Source organism: Burkholderia sp. Ac-20345, from assembly GCF_017104825.1.
GTDB lineage: Bacteria > Pseudomonadota > Gammaproteobacteria > Burkholderiales > Burkholderiaceae > Burkholderia > Burkholderia lata_B.
The window spans coordinates 28964-45862 of record NZ_JAAGPO010000038.1 but is presented as its reverse complement, the minus strand read 5'-3'; the positions used below and the strand labels follow the sequence as shown (position 1 = coordinate 45862).

15 protein-coding genes are annotated in these 16899 nt (G+C 66.9%); 6 read left to right on the top strand and 9 right to left on the bottom strand.

The window, feature by feature from the left end; all coding sequences use genetic code 11:
- Nucleotides 1–30: 30 nt before the first annotated feature.
- The gene (gene pcaF / locus G3O06_RS16215; protein ID WP_174916330.1) at nt 31–1233 is read right to left on the bottom strand and encodes a 3-oxoadipyl-CoA thiolase; all 1203 of its coding nucleotides are present in this window, start codon (nt 1231–1233) and stop codon (nt 31–33) included.
- Nucleotides 1234–1460: 227 nt separating this feature from the next.
- On the opposite strand from pcaF, the gene G3O06_RS16210 reads away from it, so the two are divergent.
- Nucleotides 1461–2249 (top strand): IclR family transcriptional regulator, encoded by a 789-nt coding sequence (locus tag G3O06_RS16210; protein ID WP_122948127.1) that lies wholly within the window; start codon nt 1461–1463, stop codon nt 2247–2249.
- Nucleotides 2250–2270: 21 nt separating this feature from the next.
- Here the strand turns inward: G3O06_RS16210 and G3O06_RS16205 are convergent, their stop codons facing one another.
- From G3O06_RS16205 to G3O06_RS16190, 4 genes are all read right to left on the bottom strand, one after another.
- The gene (locus G3O06_RS16205; RefSeq protein WP_205816748.1) at nt 2271–3341 is read right to left on the bottom strand and encodes a PDDEXK nuclease domain-containing protein; all 1071 of its coding nucleotides are present in this window, start codon (nt 3339–3341) and stop codon (nt 2271–2273) included.
- A 349-nt stretch (nt 3342–3690) separates the two neighbouring features.
- Complete coding sequence (locus G3O06_RS16200; protein WP_205816747.1) at nt 3691–4812, bottom strand: porin; 1122 nt, start codon at nt 4810–4812, stop codon at nt 3691–3693.
- Between the two features lie 40 nt (nt 4813–4852).
- Nucleotides 4853–6202, bottom strand: a complete 1350-nt coding sequence (locus G3O06_RS16195; protein WP_205816746.1) for an aromatic acid/H+ symport family MFS transporter — start codon at nt 6200–6202, stop codon at nt 4853–4855.
- Between the two features lie 228 nt (nt 6203–6430).
- Entirely contained in the window at nt 6431–7411 is a 981-nt protein-coding gene (locus tag G3O06_RS16190) for an amidohydrolase family protein (RefSeq protein ID WP_205816745.1), read from the bottom strand.
- A gap of 142 nt (nt 7412–7553) precedes the next feature.
- Here G3O06_RS16190 and G3O06_RS16185 point away from each other — a divergent pair, with 142 nt between their 5' ends.
- On the top strand, nt 7554–8501 hold the full coding sequence (locus tag G3O06_RS16185) for a LysR family transcriptional regulator (protein WP_205816744.1): 948 nt from the start codon (nt 7554–7556) through the stop codon (nt 8499–8501).
- 180 nt (nt 8502–8681) lie between these two features.
- Here G3O06_RS16185 and G3O06_RS16180 read toward each other — a convergent pair whose 3' ends face one another.
- Together G3O06_RS16180 and G3O06_RS16175 are read right to left on the bottom strand one after the other, a co-directional pair.
- Nucleotides 8682–9797, bottom strand: a complete 1116-nt coding sequence (locus tag G3O06_RS16180; RefSeq protein WP_205816743.1) for a succinylglutamate desuccinylase/aspartoacylase family protein — start codon at nt 9795–9797, stop codon at nt 8682–8684.
- Nucleotides 9798–9856: 59 nt separating this feature from the next.
- The gene (locus G3O06_RS16175) at nt 9857–10630 is read right to left on the bottom strand and encodes a transporter substrate-binding domain-containing protein (protein ID WP_205816742.1); all 774 of its coding nucleotides are present in this window, start codon (nt 10628–10630) and stop codon (nt 9857–9859) included.
- A 136-nt stretch (nt 10631–10766) separates the two neighbouring features.
- On the opposite strand from G3O06_RS16175, the gene G3O06_RS16170 reads away from it, so the two are divergent.
- The gene (locus G3O06_RS16170; protein ID WP_205816741.1) at nt 10767–11687 is read left to right on the top strand and encodes a LysR substrate-binding domain-containing protein; all 921 of its coding nucleotides are present in this window, start codon (nt 10767–10769) and stop codon (nt 11685–11687) included.
- 46 nt (nt 11688–11733) lie between these two features.
- Here the strand turns inward: G3O06_RS16170 and G3O06_RS16165 are convergent, their stop codons facing one another.
- Together G3O06_RS16165 and G3O06_RS16160 are read right to left on the bottom strand one after the other, a co-directional pair.
- Nucleotides 11734–13065 carry an MFS transporter gene (locus G3O06_RS16165; RefSeq protein WP_174999778.1) on the bottom strand — a complete coding sequence of 444 codons (1332 nt, stop codon included), beginning with the start codon at nt 13063–13065 and terminating at the stop codon, nt 11734–11736.
- 58 nt (nt 13066–13123) lie between these two features.
- The gene (locus G3O06_RS16160) at nt 13124–14314 is read right to left on the bottom strand and encodes a M20 aminoacylase family protein (protein WP_174999777.1); all 1191 of its coding nucleotides are present in this window, start codon (nt 14312–14314) and stop codon (nt 13124–13126) included.
- A gap of 219 nt (nt 14315–14533) precedes the next feature.
- On the opposite strand from G3O06_RS16160, the gene G3O06_RS16155 reads away from it, so the two are divergent.
- The 3 genes from G3O06_RS16155 (at nt 14534) to G3O06_RS16145 (ending at nt 16865) form a co-directional block, all read left to right on the top strand.
- The gene (locus tag G3O06_RS16155; protein WP_205816740.1) at nt 14534–15172 is read left to right on the top strand and encodes a TetR/AcrR family transcriptional regulator; all 639 of its coding nucleotides are present in this window, start codon (nt 14534–14536) and stop codon (nt 15170–15172) included.
- A gap of 45 nt (nt 15173–15217) precedes the next feature.
- Entirely contained in the window at nt 15218–16201 is a 984-nt protein-coding gene (locus tag G3O06_RS16150; RefSeq protein ID WP_205816739.1) for an MDR family oxidoreductase, read from the top strand.
- A gap of 85 nt (nt 16202–16286) precedes the next feature.
- On the top strand, nt 16287–16865 hold the full coding sequence (locus G3O06_RS16145) for a peroxidase-related enzyme (protein WP_205816738.1): 579 nt from the start codon (nt 16287–16289) through the stop codon (nt 16863–16865).
- Nucleotides 16866–16899 lie beyond the last annotated feature (34 nt).

Here is a 16899-nt window from a genome sequence, read left to right as displayed (position 1 = left end):
GTGCCCTGCCGCTTCGCCGCGACACGCAGGTCAGACGCGTTCGATCGCGATCGCGATGCCCTGGCCGACGCCGATGCACATCGTGCACAGCGCGAAGCGACCGTTCGTGCGATGCAGCTGGTACATCGCGGTCGTCACGAGACGCGCCCCCGATGCGCCGAGCGGATGACCCAGTGCGATCGCGCCGCCGTTCGGGTTCACGCGCGGATCGTCATCTGCAACGCCGAGCATGCGCAGCACCGCGAGACCTTGCGATGCGAATGCCTCGTTCAGCTCGATCACGTCGAACTGGTCGATCGTCATCCCGAGCCGGGCGAGCAGCTTCTGCGTGGCCGGTGCGGGGCCGATGCCCATCACGCGCGGCGCGACGCCGGCCGTCGCGATGCCGAGCACGCGTGCGCGCGGCGTCAGGCCGAAACGCTTCGCGGTTTCTTCGTTCGCGAGCAGCAGCGCGGCGGCGCCGTCGTTGACGCCCGATGCGTTGCCGGCCGTCACCGAGCCGTCCGGGCGCACGACGCCCTTCAGCTTCGCCAGCGTTTCGAGCGACGTCTCGCGCGGATGCTCGTCACGCGACACGACCAGCGGATCGCCCTTCTTCTGCGGAATCGTGACCGCGACGATTTCCTCCGCAAGCGTGCCGTCCTGCTGCGCACGCGCGGCCTTCTGCTGGCTGCGCAACGCGAACAGGTCCTGGTCGGCACGGCTGATGTTGTAGTCGACCGCGACGTTCTCGGCCGTCTCGGGCATCGAGTCGACGCCGTGCAGCTGTTTCATCAGCGGATTGACGAAGCGCCAGCCGATCGTCGTATCGTAGATGTCGGCCTGGCGCGCGAACGCGCTCGCGGCCTTGCCCATCACGAACGGCGCGCGCGTCATGCTCTCGACGCCGCCCGCGACCATCAGCGCGGCCTCGCCGGACTTGATCGCACGGGCGGCCACGCCGACCGCATCCATCCCGGAGCCGCACAGGCGGTTGATCGTCGAACCCGGCACACCCTGCGGCAGGCCCGCGAGCAGCGCCGACATGCGCGCGACGTTACGGTTGTCCTCGCCGGCCTGGTTCGCGCAGCCGTAGATCACGTCGTCGATCGCCGTCCAGTCGACATCGCGGTTGCGCTCGACGAGCGCCTTGAGCGGCACCGCGCCCAGGTCGTCGGCGCGCACGCCGGACAGTGCACCGCCGTAACGCCCGATCGGCGTACGGATCGCATCACACAGAAAAGCTTCGGTCATCAGTGTCTCCGGTCCCAGGACAGGCTGGGGAATGAACAGGGCGCCCCCCTTGCATTGCCCGCCGGGATGCGCTTAAATGTTCTATATACGAACATAAGATCGTGTATCGAACGTTCAACGCATCATAGGGAGTGCGGGGACGACCTGTCAAGCGCCCGTTCCGCCGGGCGGTTGGCGTGTCAGGCCCCATGCGCTATCTTCTCGGCTGCACGATATTCCAGGCGCTCATGACAACCGAAGACACTCAGACGAAACCCGGCGACTCCTATGTCCAGTCGTTCGCACGCGGCCTCGCGGTGATCCGCGCGTTCGACGCGGCCCGTCCGGAGCAGACGCTCACCGAGGTCGCCTCGGCCACCGGGCTCACGCGCGCGGGCGCGCGCCGGATCCTGCTCACACTGCAGACGCTCGGCTACGTCGAAGCCGACGGCCGGCTGTTCCGGCTCACACCGAAGATCCTCGAGCTCGGCTTCGCGTACCTCACGTCGATGCCGTTCTGGAATCTCGCCGATCCCGTGATGGAGCAGTTGTCCGAGCAGATCCACGAAAGCTGCTCGGCGGCCGTGCTCGACCGCACCGAGATCGTCTACGTGCTGCGCGTGCCGACCCGCAAGATCATGACGATCAACCTGTCGATCGGAAGCCGGCTGCCCGCGTACTGCACGTCGATGGGTCGCGTGCTGCTGTCCGCACTCGACGATGCCGCGCTCGACGAAACGCTCGCGCAAAGCGGCATCCGCGCGCACACGCCGCGCACGATCACCGACCTCGGCGAATTGAAGGCGGCGATCGCGCAGGTGCGCCAGCAGGGCTGGGCCGTGGTCGACCAGGAACTCGAAGTGGGCCTGATGTCGTTGTCCGCGCCGATCCGCAACCGGCGCGGCCAGATCATCGCGGCGATGAACATCAGCGGCAACGCTCAGCGGCATACCGCGAAGCAGATGGTGAAGGAGTTTCTCGGGCCGCTGCAGCAGGCCGCGCAGACGGTGTCGGAGCTGGTGGCACGGCGGGGGTGAACAACGAAGGCACGAAACGCGTCAGCGCGTATTCCGTGCCAAGTTGCGCGGCCTGATCTGCAACTGCGCCCGTTGTATCGCTTGTTGCAGTCGCTCAGTCAGCACCGCACGAGGCGGCAACGCCGTCAGGTACTCCGCAACGTGGATGCCGGACTTGTCCAGTTCCAGCAGTTCGATCTGCTCTGATTTCTTTCCGCTGCAGAGGATGATCCCAAGGGGCGGCGCTTCATCCGCCTCCCGCTCGTGCCTGTCGAGCCAGCGCAGATACAGTTCCATCTGCCCCTTGTACGCGGCCTTGAACTCACCGACTTTCAACTCCACCGCTACCAGCCGCCGCAGCTTCCGGTTGTAGAACAGCAGATCGAGGTGGAAATCCTCGTCGTCGATCTGGATGCGCTTCTGCCGGGCAACGAAAGTGAAGCCTGCGCCAAGCTCCAGCAGAAAGGACTCCATTTCACGGATGATCGCGGTCTCCAGGTCGCCTTCCTGCCAGGTGTCGCGCAGGCCGAGGAAATCGAGAATATATGGATCGCGCATGATCAGGCTGGGCGACATCCGCTGTGCATCCCGCATCGTTGCCAGTTCCTGCGCGATCAATGCATCCGGCTTCCGGGAGAGTGCGGTGCGTTCGTACAGCATCGAGTCGATACGCTCGCGCAGCGTCCTGACGCTCCAGCGTTCCACGCTGGCCATCTGCGCGTAGTAGTCACGCTGATGCGGGTCTTTGAGCGGCACCAACGCAATGAGGTGCGTCCAGCTCAATTGTCGTATCAGCGATACGACAATCCGCTCGTCCGGAAACGTGACGGCGAACTGCACCATGCGACGAAGATTCTTCACGGCAAAGCTGCCGCCATAGTCCTTCGTCAATTGTGCCGCCAGAGTCGGAAGCACTTCCTCACCATAGTCGGCCCGTTTGCCCGCCAGGACCTGGGTATGAACGAGTTGGCCGATGCGCCAGTAGAGCATCGTCAACTCGCTGTTCACCGCCGAGGCGGTACGCTGCCGCGCCGCGTCGATCAATGCCCGGATGTCACCCAGCAGCGTTTGCGTCGCGACTGGCGATGCAACGACAACCTTGCGTCGGGTCATGCTGTTGCCTCCTTGATGTGCCGCCGACCCGCATCGTTCGGTGTCTGCTTGCCGCCCACTCGACTGCGCCGACATCGGCCCGGTGCCTGACCGACGTCGCAGTGAAACAAGAACGGGCAGCACCGGCTGCCCGCGCACGCTGATTGCATTGCAACGCTCTTCTCACGGAACCCGGAGCGAACGCCGAGCCGCCCAATTTAGTGACGCGCAAAAGCTCGGTCAATTTGACAAGAACGAAACTGCGTCGTGCTTGTAGGACACCGAGCCGCACACGCGACGGACAGCGTCCCCTTGCATACCGGCACCGTGCCCGTCGCACGGCCGATTGATGTACCGACCGTCGCTCCGCTCAAAACAAATGATGAATCCCCGCCACGATCGCGAGTTGCCGCTGCGTGCCCGACGCGCCGATCGCGAAGATCGCGGCGCGCGCCGCCACACTCCCCGTCGCCTGCTGCACGACAGCATGCAGGTAGACCTGAGTGCGCTTCGACAACGCATGCACGTCCCCGAGCGAAGCCGACAGATAGCGGCGGCCAATGAACGACGTCGTCGACATCCCGCCCGCCACCGAATTGGCCGGCGTCGCCTGCCACATGGCGCCCGCATCGAACGTGCGATACGAATCCGTCTGCGCGCCGGCCTTCAGCCTCACGTACGTGTACAGCGCGTGCAGCCGAACGTTGCCCCAGTCGTAGCGAGCACCGATGCCCGCGTTCTCGACCTTGTCCGCCACATACGACAGCGCCGGTCGCCCCTGGAATGTCGACAGGCCGAGGCCCGCGGTCGTATCGCCGAGCATCGGGCCGAGCGCGCGGTCGTGCTCGTTGACGTAAGCCGCGGCGAGTCCGAACGATCCGTTCACGTAATCGATGCCCGCCCCCGCGATGCGCCCGCTCGAAAAATTGCCGGGCACGCCGCCGATCCCGAGCAGCAGCCCGACCCTCAGCCCGTACAGCGCGGGTGACCGGTATTTCACGACATTGCTCTCCTGCGCCGACGTCGTCTCGACCAATCCGTCGAGGTTGCCCGGGTGAGCCGCGAGCAGGTTCGACGACTGAAAGCCGTTGCCCATCGGCGCGAGCCAGTCGTAGTTGAACGCGGTCTGCTGGCCGAGCGTGATCGTGCCGGCCCGCTCCGACGACAGCCCGACGTACGCCTGCCGGTTGAACAGCGTGCCGCTGCGCATCAGCGCGCCCGTGTTGGTCGCGAATCCGTTCTCGAGCCGGAACACGGCACGCCAGCCCGCACCCAGTTCCTCGTTGCCGAGGAAGCCGATGCGGTCGGGCTGCATCACGCCTTGCAGCATCGCGGCCTGCGGGCTGCCCGCGCGATTGTTCACATACGCAACGCCGGCATCCAGGCTGCCGTACAGCGTCACGCTGCTCTGTGCATGGGCGGCGCTGGCGGCCGCTGCATTCAATACCGCGAAAGTCATGGCCGCGCGGCGGCGGCTTGCCGACGTCTGCATCGTGGTCTCCTCGTTGTATGGGGAATGTGATTGCTCGCGCTTATTCGACGGCTTTCGCATAGCCGCCCGCACGGGCGTAACGCAGCCCCATCGCGCCGATCGCGACGGCGGCGCAGACGATCGGTGCGATCAGCAGCATGAAGACACCCGACAACCCCATCGCGCTCGCCATCACCAGCGCGCCGACGAACGAGCCCGCGATCGCGCCGAGCCGGCCGACGCCGAGCGCCCAGCTCACGCCCGTCACGCGGCTGCCGGTCGGATAGAAATCGGCCGCGAGCGCATTGGCACCGGTTTGCGAGCCGGCAACGCCGAAGCCGATCCCGAAGATGCCGACGCACAGCGACGGCAGGTCGTCGTAGCGCCACGCGACGAGGAACACGCACAGCGCGCCGGCGAGATACGCGGTCACCAGCACCGCGTATGCGTTGAAGCGGTCCATCGCGCGCCCGAGCAGGATCGCGCCGACGGTGCCGCCCAGCTGGAACATCGCGGTGACGATCGCCGCCTGTGCGAGATCGAAGCCCGCTTCGCGAAACAGGCTGGGCAGCCAGTTGGTGACGAGATAGACGATCAGCAGGTTCATCCAGAACGCACACCACAGCGCAAGCGTGCCGAACCGCAGCGGCCTCGCGAACAGTTGCGACACGGGCGAGCGTGCCGCGACACCAGCCGGCTCGTCCGCGACGAAGCGCTGCGCGCCATCTGGCGCATCGGGCGACATGCGGCGCAGCACGGCCGCGACCTGCGCGGCCGGTGCGCGCCGATGAATCAGGAAGCGGATCGATTCGGGCAGCGCGGCGATCATCACGAGCCCGAGCGCGATCGGCAGCACGCCGCCGATGACGAACATCGCATGCCAGCCGTAACGCGGAATCACGTGCGCGGCGATGAACCCCGCCGCCGCGGAGCCGAACGTGAAGCCGCAGAACATCGTCGTGACGACCAGCGCACGACGCGCGCGCGGGCTGTACTCGGACGTCATCGCGATCGCGTTCGGCATCGCCGCGCCGAGGCCGACACCGGTCAGGAAGCGCAGCGCCGTCAGCGAATGAATCTCCGGCGCGACCGCGCACAGCGTGCTGAACAGGCCGAACGACAGGACCGACCCGACCAGCAGGCGCTTGCGGCCGAGCCGGTCGCCGAGCGGCCCGGCGAAGAACGCGCCAACCGCGAGGCCGACCAGCCCGGACGCCAGCAGCAGCGTAATGCCTGCCGTGCCGGCATGCCAGTCGCTGCGCAGCGCGGGCACGACGAAGCCGATCAGCGCGGTGTCGAGCCCGTCGAGCGCGACCACGGCGAAACACTGCAAAGCAATCGCCAGCTGGAAACGTGAGAACGGCAGCGCGTCGATCCAGCGCTGCACGTCGAATGCGGGGGTGGGTTGCAAGAGGGTGTCTCCTTCGTTTTATCCTGGCCGGACGGCCCGCACCGCGCCCGTGCATCGTGCATCGCGCGCGGCGGACGATGCGGCACGCCCGTCTGCTGCGGCCGTTGCCGATCATCCATTCCAACTTCAATCAATCATTCGCACTGCGAATTCCATTCGATATCACCGAACACGGGCGCTACCACACGTCGCCGGATTGTTCCGACGAATCGGCGGCGCCCGCCCGGTTCAGTCGAGCCGGAACAAGCGCTTCGCGTTGTCCCGCCCGATCTTTTCCCGGTCGTTGTCGCCGATCTCGGCAGCGTCGAACCATGTGCTCGCCTCCTCCATCGATTCGAACGGATAGTCGGCCGAGAACAGCACGCGGTCGCTGCCGATCTCGTCGATCGCGTTGCGCATCGCGATCGTGCGGAAATTGCCGCTCGTCGTGACGTAGAAATGCGCGCGGAACGTATCGATGAAGGATCGCTTCGCCTTCACGCCCATCGGGTTCTTGCCGTTCGGGGACGCCCAGTGCGACGTGCGCCAGATGTTGTGCAGCGCGAGTTCGCCGAGATGGCCGAGGATCACGGTCAGGTTCGGGTGCGCGTCGAACAGGCCGCTGCCGATCAGGCGCAGCGCATGCACGCCCGTTTCACGTGAGAACTCCCACGCCGGCCCCATCAGCCACGGATGGCCTTCGATCGCCAGTTGCTGGCTCGGCAGCGGATTGCGCGGGTGCAGGTAGAACGGCACGTCGAGCCGCGCGACCTCGGCCCAGAACGGCCGGTATTGCGGCAGGTCGTAGTAGGTCGCGTTGTCGGCGTGGCCGATCTGCGAGAAGCCGTTGACGAGCGCGCCCTTGAAACCGAGCTCGGTCACAGTGCGCGCCAACTCGCGCGCGGCGGCGTCCGGGTCCTGCAGCGGCAGCGCCGCGAACGCGCCGAAGCGGTCCGGCCGGCGCGCGACCTGTTCGGCCAGCAGGTCGTTCGCGCGCCGCGCGACGTCGATCGCGCGGCCCGTGTCGGTGATCGCCTGGACGGCCGGCGCGTTCAGCGACAGGATCGCGTAGCCGATCCCGCACGCATCCATGCGCTCGATGCGCTCCTCCTGCACGTCGAGCAGCTGACGGCGTCGCGCCGGCCAGATGTCGGCGGTAAAGTAATGTTCGGAATCGCCGATCGTGTCCGGCGTGGCAAAGTGCTCCTCGAGTGCGATCTTGTCCCGCATGCTGTCTCCTGTGATATCCGGGCCGCCGCGCCACCGTGGTGCGGCGAATCGGAACCAGCATAGGAGGGCCGCGGCGCCCTGTTAAATTGCGGCGTTGAATACCGTCATTCACGGCATCTATGCCCGCCTACCGACCGACGCGATGGAACACGACCCCGACCTGCGCAACATCGACCTGAACCTGCTGCTCGTGTTCGACGTGCTGTACCGCACGCGCAGCACGACGCGCGCGGCCGACGCGCTGCACCTCACGCAGCCGTCGGTCAGCAACGCGCTGAAGCGGCTGCGCACGTTGTTCGACGACGCGCTGTTCGTGAAGACAGCCGACGGCATGCAGCCCACCCCGCGCGCGGACGCGATCGCGGCGCTCGTCGACGACGGGCTCGCGTCGCTGCGCACCGCGCTGCAGGCCGGCCGCGCCTTCGATCCCGCCGCGTCGACCCGCACCTTCCGCCTGTACACGAGCGATCTCGGGCAGGCAATCTTCATGCCGCCGCTCGTCGCGCATCTGCGCCGGGTCGCGCCCGGCATCCGGATCGTCACGGCCGATCCGCCGCTCGATGCCGCCCAGCAGATGATGAAGCTCGGACAGATCGACCTCGCGCTCGGCATGTTCACCGGGCTGCACGCCGATTTCCATCAGCAGCGGTTGTTCCACGAAACCTACGTGGCGCTCGTGCGCAACGACCACCCGACGATCGGCGCGACGCTCACCGCCGAGCAGTTCTTCGCGGCCGACCATGTGAGCTACACGCCCACGGCCGGCAGCCATGCGCACTTCGAAGCGGCGCTTTATGCGCTGTCGCCTCATGCCGGCAGCACGCGCCATGTCGTGCTGCAGCTTGCGCATTCGTTCGGTCTGGAGCGCATCGTGTCGTCGAGCGACCTCGTCGCCTGCATTCCGAGCCGCCTCGCCCGTGTGCTGTCGCGACTGCAGGACGTACGCGCCGTGCCGCTGCCGTTCGACACCGCACCGGCCGACATCGCGCAGTTCTGGCATGAACGCTACCAGCGCGACGAAGGACATCAGTGGCTGCGCACGCTCGTCTACGACCTGTTTCACGACCTTCGCCTCAGTGCGTTGCCGTAGGCACGCCGGGCGAAAAAAAACGGGCAGCCCTGGGCTGCCCGTATCAACTCCACTCGGTTGCTACGTTCCTCTCACTGAACACGGAGCGAACTCCGCGCCGCACAATCTAGTGATGCGCAGCACCGTGGTCAATTTGACGGGAACGAAACTGCGCTGTGAGCCTGTAGGACAGCGCACCGCTCATGCGCCGAGCAACATCCCCTTGCGCACCGGAACCGTGCCCGTCACGCGGCCAAGCGGGGCACCGGCCGTGACGAACCGGATCGCACGGCGCATGTAGAACACGCCATCGGTGCCGCTCAAGATCGTCGTGATCGCATCCGTCAGCGGATCGACGATATCGAACAGCGGATCGCCGGCGCGGATCGTCGCGCCGATCGCCGCACGGTGCACGAGTATTCCGCTCACCGGCGCATAGAACTGCTCGCTGCCCGCGAGCGGCGTGGCCGGTGCGGCGAGCGGCGGTAGCGGCTTGTGTTCGCCGTGTACCGCACCGCGCCACACGAGATAGTCGACGAGCGCATCGGCATCGCGTTCCGCATATTCGTACGTCACGTCGCGCTGGCCGCGGCACTCGACCGTCACGGCCACGGTGCCGGCCGCCATCGGCGTACCCACCGGCAAGCGTTGCCGCAACTGCGTCCACAGCAGGTGATGCGCATCGTCGAACGCGTGCCCGCCCGAATCCTCGGCGAGCAGCGACACCTCCGAGCCGAGATAACGCGCGAGCGGCTCGACTTCCGGCCATGCGGTTTCGCTCGTGTACACGTGCATCACCGCTTCGAGCGAGCAATGCAGGTCGATCACGACCTCGGCGTCGAGCGACAGCTTCAGCAGCGCCAGCTGCAGCGCATCGAATTCCGTGCGCGGTGCGATCTCGTCGAGCGCCGCGCCGACGCATTCGCGCACGATCGCGCGATTGCGTTCGCCGTCGTCGCCGAGCCGGTCGCGCGCCCGCGCGGCGATCTCCGCGAGCGGCAGGAAGCCGCGATTGAAGTTGCGGCCGCTCGCCAGATCGAAGCGGCCGATGAACTGCCCGAGCAGATGATGATTGAGGCCGACCGGGTTCGCGACCGGCACGAGCACGATCTCGGCCGCCAGCCGGCCGTCGGCATCGAGCTGCGCGAGACGCTGCTTCAGCACGAACGCCGCGAGCATCGCGGGCGTCTCGTCCGCGTGCAGCGCGGCCTGCAGGTAGATCTTGCTGCCGGTGTCGGCCGGCCCGAAATGAAAGCTCGTCAGCGTGCGCTGCGTGCCGATCGACGGCGACAGGAGCGGCGTGGTGCGAATCTGCATCGATGGTCTCGAACGGATGAAAACAGGGAAACGGGTGATACGGCGAGGCGGCGCGGCGCTCAGTCGCCGTACGGGTTGAAGTCGAAATACTTCTTTGCGATCCGGTCGTACGTGCCGTCCTTCAGCATCGACGCGATCGCGCCGTCGATCGACGCCTTGAGCGCCGTATCCGACTGCCGCATGCCGATGCCCACGCCGCGATCGCCCATGTCGAGCGGCGCGCCGACGAACGCGAAGCCCTTGCCCTTCGGCGTGCGCAGGAAGCCGTAGTCGGCTTCCACGGTGCCGAGCAGCGCCGCGTCGAGGCGGCCGTTGACGAGATCGGCGAACACGTCGTCCTGGCTCTTGTACGGCACCACGCCGATGCCGGCCGGCGCCCAGTGCGCGAGCGCCCACGATTCGAACTGCGTGCCCGACTGCACGCCGACGCGCTTGCCGGCCAGCGACGCGGTCGTGCTGTCGACACCGCTCCCGGGCCGCGCGACGAGCCGCGACTTGAAGCGGAACAGCTTCGACGAGAACAGGATCTGCTTCTCGCGCTTCTCGGTGATCGCCATCGACGACAGGATCGCGTCGATCTTGCGCGCCTGCAGCGCCGGAATCATCCCGGAGAATTCGAGCTCGACCCACTGGCAGCGCAACTGCGCGCGGCGGCAGATCTCGTTGCCGAGATCGACATCGAAGCCCTTCAGGCTGCCGTCGGGCGCCTTCGAATCCATCGGCGGATAGGTCGGATCGATACCGAGGCGCACGGGGCGCGCATCGAGCGCATGTGCGGCGCCGGCCGCGAACGCAAGGCACAAGGAAACGAGCGGAAGGAGAGTACGTTTCATGGTCGACGAAGGGCGGGACGATGGGCAAACGGCACGAGCCGGACTGCCTGCGATCGTAGTGCGCACGCGCCGCCGCCGGAATCGCCCGCTGCCTTATCATGATCACTTTTCCCGATCACCGGCTTCGCGCTTGCCCATGGCGTTCACGCTCTCCCAGCTCCGCATCTTCCAGGCCGTCGTGGAGCACGGCAGCCTGCGCGCCGCCGCGCGCGCGCTCGATCTCGCGCAAAGCGGCGTCACGCAGCAACTGCAGAGCCTCGAGGCGACGCTCGGCGCGACGCTGTTCACGCGCACCAATCGCGGGATCGTGCCGACGGCCGTCGGCCAGCGGCTACTTGCGCGCTCCGGTTCGATCCTCGGCGAATGCGAGCAGGTCGAGCGGGAGATCCGGCAACTGAGCGGCGCGTACGAAGGCACCGTCACGCTCGGCCTCGTGGCCGAACCGCTGATCGATGCGTTCGCGCCGGTGCTGAGCGCGTTCCGCGCGCGCTTCGACAAGGTCGACGTGCATCTGCGCACCGGCACGTCGCGGATGATGATCGGCTGGCTGAGGGAAAACGCGGTCGATTTCGCGATCGCGCTGGTCTCGAAGCAGACCGACACGATCGATCTCGCGGTCACGCCGCTGCGTGCATCCGCGCCGGTGGTCGTGTGCCGCAACGGGCATCCGGCGATGCACGCGCAATCGCTCGCCGAACTGGCCGACTACGCGTGGGTGTCGACGCGCTCGCCGAACCTGAGCGCGGACCCCGTCGTCAACCGGCTGCTCGCGTACTTCGACGTGCACGGCCTGCCGCCGCCGAAGATCCTCGCCACCGTCGAAGGAATGTTCGAGACGCTGCAGCTCGTCACGCAGACCGATTGCCTGTCGCTCGAAACCGAAGCCGTGACGCGGCACGGTCCGTTTGCCGGCGCACTCGCGAAAGTGCCCGTGCGCGAACAGGCCGAATCGCAGGACATCTGCCTGCTGCAGCGCGCGGCCGTGCCGCTGACGCCGGCCGCGCAGGAACTCGCGACGATGCTCGCGTCGTACCTGAGGGTGGTGCGCCGGCGATAAGCGCGTATTGCCGCTTGCCGCCCGACGTGCCGCGCCGTGCTTTGCGTCAGTCGATCGAATCCCGCGCCGTCTCGCGCAGCATCGCCACCGCGATCAGCGACAGCACCACGCACGCGGCCACGTAACCGGCCGGCGCGAGCTTGCTGCCGGTCGTCTTCACGAGCCAGGTCGCGATCAGCTGCGCGGTGCCGCCGAAGATCGTCACCGCGAGCGCATACGCGATCGAGATGCCGGTCGCGCGCACGTGGCGCGGCAGCGACTCGCACATCAGCGCCATTTCCGATGCCGAGCCGAGCGAATAGAACAGCAGCATCAGCGCGGTCAGCGGCAGGATCACCGACAGCGTCGGATGATGGTTCATCAGCCAGAACGCCGGGAACAGCAGCGCGACCAGCACGCCGCGGCCGACGAAGATCGGCAGGCGCCGGCTGCCGAGCCTGTCCGACAGCCAGCCGAACAGCGGGCACGTGACCAGCATCACGCAGCCCGACGCGACGCCGACGAACATCGACAGCTTCATCGGCAGGCCGAGCGTGTGGATCGCGTAGGTCGGCATGTAGAACGTCAGGATGTAGGTCGACACCGTGCCGCCCATCACCGTGAGCATCAGCAGCAGCACCGTGCGCGTGTGCTTCGAGAACAGCTCGTGCAGCACCCCGCGTTCGATGCCGTGATGGCTGTCGCCGGGCGCATCGTCGGCGAGCCGGCGGCGCAGATACATGCCGACCGGCGCGATCAGCACGCCGACGAGGAACGGCAGCCGCCAGCCCCAGCTTTCGAGCGCGTCCTTGGTCATCGTGTTCGACAGCAGCGCCGCGAAGCCCGAGCCCATCAGCGCGGCGCCGCCCTGTGTCGCGAGCTGCCAGCTCGCGCGGAACGCACGACGCCCCGTGCCGCCCTGTTCGAGCAGCGTCGTCGTCGCCGCGCCGAATTCGCCGCCCTGCGAGAAACCCTGCAGCAACCGCGCGAACACGACGAGCAGCGGCGCGGCCACGCCGACCTGCGCATACGTCGGTGCGATCGCGATCAGGCCGGTGCCGAGCGCCATCAGCATGATCGTCAGGTTCAGCGCGGCCTTGCGCCCCTTGCGGTCCGCGTAGACGCCGAGCACGACGCTGCCGAGCGGCCGCGTGAAGAAGCCGGCGGCGAACGTCGCGACCGACAGCAGCAGCGACGTGGTCGGGTCGCTCGACGGGAAGAACAGCTTGCCGATCAGCACCGCGAAGAACCCGTACACGGTGAAATCGAAGAATTCCAGCCAGTTGCCGATCACGGCCGCGGCGATTGCGCCGCGCTGCGTGACGGCAGGGGCGCCCGTCACGCTGGTTTCGGCAGCCCCCGCCGACGCGGGGTGCAGCGCGAGATGGTCTTTCTGCATCGTTGTCGTCTCCTCTCAATGCGGCCGGAAGCGCCGGCCGCTCGCCCCGCCGCCGGCATCACCGCCCGAGGTAACGCTCCACGAGACGCGTCCAGTACGCCGCGCCGATCGGCAGGTTGCGATCGTTGAAGTCGTACTTCGGGTTGTGCACCATGCAGCCGTCCTCGCCTTCGCCGTTGCCGAGACGCACGAACGAGCCCGGCCGCTGCTGCAGCATGAACGCGAAATCCTCGCTGCCCATCAGCAGGTCGGTCTGCTCGACCACGTGCGCGTCGCCGACGAGTTCACGCGCCACCTGCGCGGCGAAATCCGTTTCGGCATCCGTATTGACGACGACCGGATAGCCTTCGATGTACTCGACGTTCGCGGTCGCGCCGTAGCTCGCGGCCTGTGTTTCGGCCAGCTCGGTGATGCGGCGCTTGAGCAGCGCGCGCACGTCGGGGCTGAACGAGCGCACGCTGAGTTCGAGGCGTGCGCCGTTCGGGATCACGTTGTTCGCGGTGCCCGCGTGCATCGAGCCGACCGTGACGACCGCCGGCTGAGCGGGATCGACATTGCGCGCGACGATCGTCTGCAGCGCCATCACGATGCTCGCCGCGACGACCACCGGGTCAACCGTCAGGTGCGGCCGGGCCGCGTGGCCGCCGACGCCTTCGATCGTGATGATCGCCTTGTCGCCGGCCGACATGAACGGGCCGCGCCGCGTAAGGAACACGCCCGGTGCCGCGCCCGGATGGTTGTGCATGCCGAACACGGCATCGCACGGGAAGCGTTCGAACAAACCGTCGTCGATCATCTTCTTCGCGCCGCTGTCGACGCCATGCTCTTCCGCCGGCTGGAAATACAGGTGCACGGTGCCGGAGAAGTTGCGTGTCTTCGCGAGGTGCTGCGCGGCGCCGAGCAGCATCGTCGTGTGGCCGTCGTGGCCGCAGGCGTGCATCTTGCCGTGCGTGCCGCTCGCATAGGGCAGCCCCGTCGCCTCGATGATCGGCAGCGCGTCCATGTCGGCGCGAATGCCGATGCTGCGCGTGCCGTCGCCCACGCGCAGCGTGCCGACCACGCCCGTCTTGCCGACCCCGCGCGTCACCTGCCAGCCCCACTGTTCGAGCTTCTCGGCGACGAGCGCGGCCGTGTCGTGCTCTTCGTACGCGAGTTCGGGATGGTGATGGATGTGGTGACGGATCTCGCGCAACCCGCCGGCGGCGGGCATCAGATCCTCGACTTCGGTGAATCGGGTATCGGTGGTCATCAAGGGGCTCCTGCTGTTTGTCTGCGCACGCAACGGGTGCGTGCGGGAAAGCGAGCCACTATAGCGAGCCGATATCGGTTCAATAAGATGCGGAATTTTTCACCGCGATAAGGTTTTTTAATCATGGTTAATACGGGTATGGCTCGCCGGGTCGACCTCACCGAACACGCTCGCTACGCGACCCGTTGATTTTTGAGACGAACGGTCTATTATTCGCACATGGACGTTCGAACTGATTCGCCTCGCCGTCGCGGCAGGCCACCGAAACAGCACGAGGACCTCGTCGCCACGCGGGACATGCTGTTGCGCACCGGGCTGGAAGTGCTCACCGAGAAAGGCTTCTCGGCCACCGGGCTCGACGAGATCCTCGGGCGTGCCGGCGTGCCCAAGGGCTCCTTCTATCACTACTTCGACAACAAGGAAGCGTTCGGCCTCGAACTGATCGACCGCTATGCCGACTTCTTCGCGCGCAAGCTGGACCGTCATTTCAGCGACCCGGCGCGCTCGCCGCTGCAGCGCGTGCGCACGTTCGTCGACGATGCCCGGGACGGCATGGCCCGCTACGCCTACAGCCGAGGCTGCCTGATCGGCAACCTCGGGCAGGAAATGGGCGCGCTGCCCGAAAGTTTCCGCGCCCGCCTGCGCACCACGTTCGAGGACTGGCAACGCCGCCTCGCCGAATGCCTGGCCGCCGCGCAGCAAGCCGGCGAACTGACCGGTTCGGCCGATCCCGCCGAACTCGCCGCATTCTTCTGGATCGGCTGGGAAGGCGCCGTGCTGCGCGCGAAGCTGGAGCGCAGCGACAAGCCGCTGACCCTGTTCGCGCAGTTTTTCTTCAATGGACTACCGCGCCGCTGAATTTTTTTGCCATTAACTAGACGATCGGTCTAGAAAGGAGGACACATGTTTCAAGGCATCGTGATCGACCGGCATGAAACCGGCCAGCAGGCCCTGCTCCAGACGCTGGACGACGCGCAGTTGCCCGCCGGCAACGTGACGGTACGCGTAGGCTATTCGACGCTGAACTACAAGGACGGGCTGGCGATCACCGGCAAGAGCCCCGTGGTCCGCAAGTTCCCGATGGTGCCCGGCATCGATCTGGTCGGCGAAGTCGAAGCGAGCACGCACCCGGACTATCGCCCCGGCGACCAGGTCGTGCTCAACGGCTGGGGCGTCGGTGAAACGCACTGGGGCGGCCTCGCGCAGAAAGCCCGCGTCGACGGCGACTGGCTGGTGCCGCTGCCGTCCGCCTTCTCGCCGCAACAGGCGATGGCCATCGGCACGGCGGGCTACACCGCGATGCTGTGCGTGATGGCACTGGAACGGCATGGCGTGCGCCCGGACGACGGCGAGATCGTGGTGACCGGCGCGGCAGGCGGGGTGGGCAGCGTTGCCACGGCCCTTCTCGCCAAGCTGGGATACCGCGTCGTCGCGGTGACCGGCCGCCCCGCCGATGCCGACTACCTGCGACAGCTCGGCGCGGCGGAAATCCTGGAGCGCTCGCAATTCAGCGAGCCCGGCAAGCCGCTCGGCAAGGAACGCTGGGCCGGCGCGGTCGACGTGGCGGGCAGCCACGTGCTCGCCAACGTGTGTGCGGCCACGCGGTACCGCGGCGTCGTGACGGCCTGCGGCCTCGCCGCCGGTATGGATTTCCCCGCGACCGTCGCGCCGTTCATCCTGCGCGGCGTCACGCTCGTCGGGATCGACAGCGTCATGTGCCCACGCGCCGACCGCCTGGAAGCGTGGCGCCGGCTCGCGTCCGACCTCGACGTCGAGAAGCTGGGCACGATCAGCCATCAGGTCGGCCTGGGCGACGTCATCCCGCTTGCCGGGGAGTTGATCAACGGCAAGGTTCGCGGCCGCATCGTCGTCGACGTCAACGCGTGACGCCGCTGACGACCACCGGCGTTTCTTTTTTTGGCCGGCGGCTCTCGCATCGAGAGCACCCGCGCCACTTTATCCAGGAGACCTCATGACCGCCGCAAACACCGCCCCTATCAGCCGCTTTCCCGTGCCCGCGCTCGAAGACTTGCCCGAGGACATTCGCGAACGCATCGCGGCCGTCCAGGAAAAGTCGGGCTTCATCCCGAACGTATTCCTGACGCTTGCGCATCGCCCCGACGAGTTTCGCGCGTTCATGGCGTACCACGACGCGCTGATGGACAAGCCGGGCAACCTGAGCAAGGCCGAGCGCGAGATGATCGTCGTGGCCACCAGCAGCGTGAACCAGTGCCAGTACTGCGTGATCGCGCACGGTGCGATCCTGCGCATTCGCGCGAAGGATCCGCTGATTGCCGACCAGGTCGCCACCAACTACCGCAAGGCCGACATCACCGCCCGGCAGAAGGCGATGCTCGACTTCGCGATGAAGGTGTCGCAGGCCGCGCATCTGGTTGGAGAAGCAGACTTCGACGCACTCAAGTCGCAGGGTTTCGTCGAAGAAGACGTGTGGGACATCATGGCGATCTCCGCTTTCTTCGGCATGTCCAACCGCATCGCAAACGTGACGAACATGCGGCCGAATGCGGAGTTCTACGCGCTGGGGCGCTGAGCGCACCTACCGTTCGGCCGCGCGGGCGTGACGG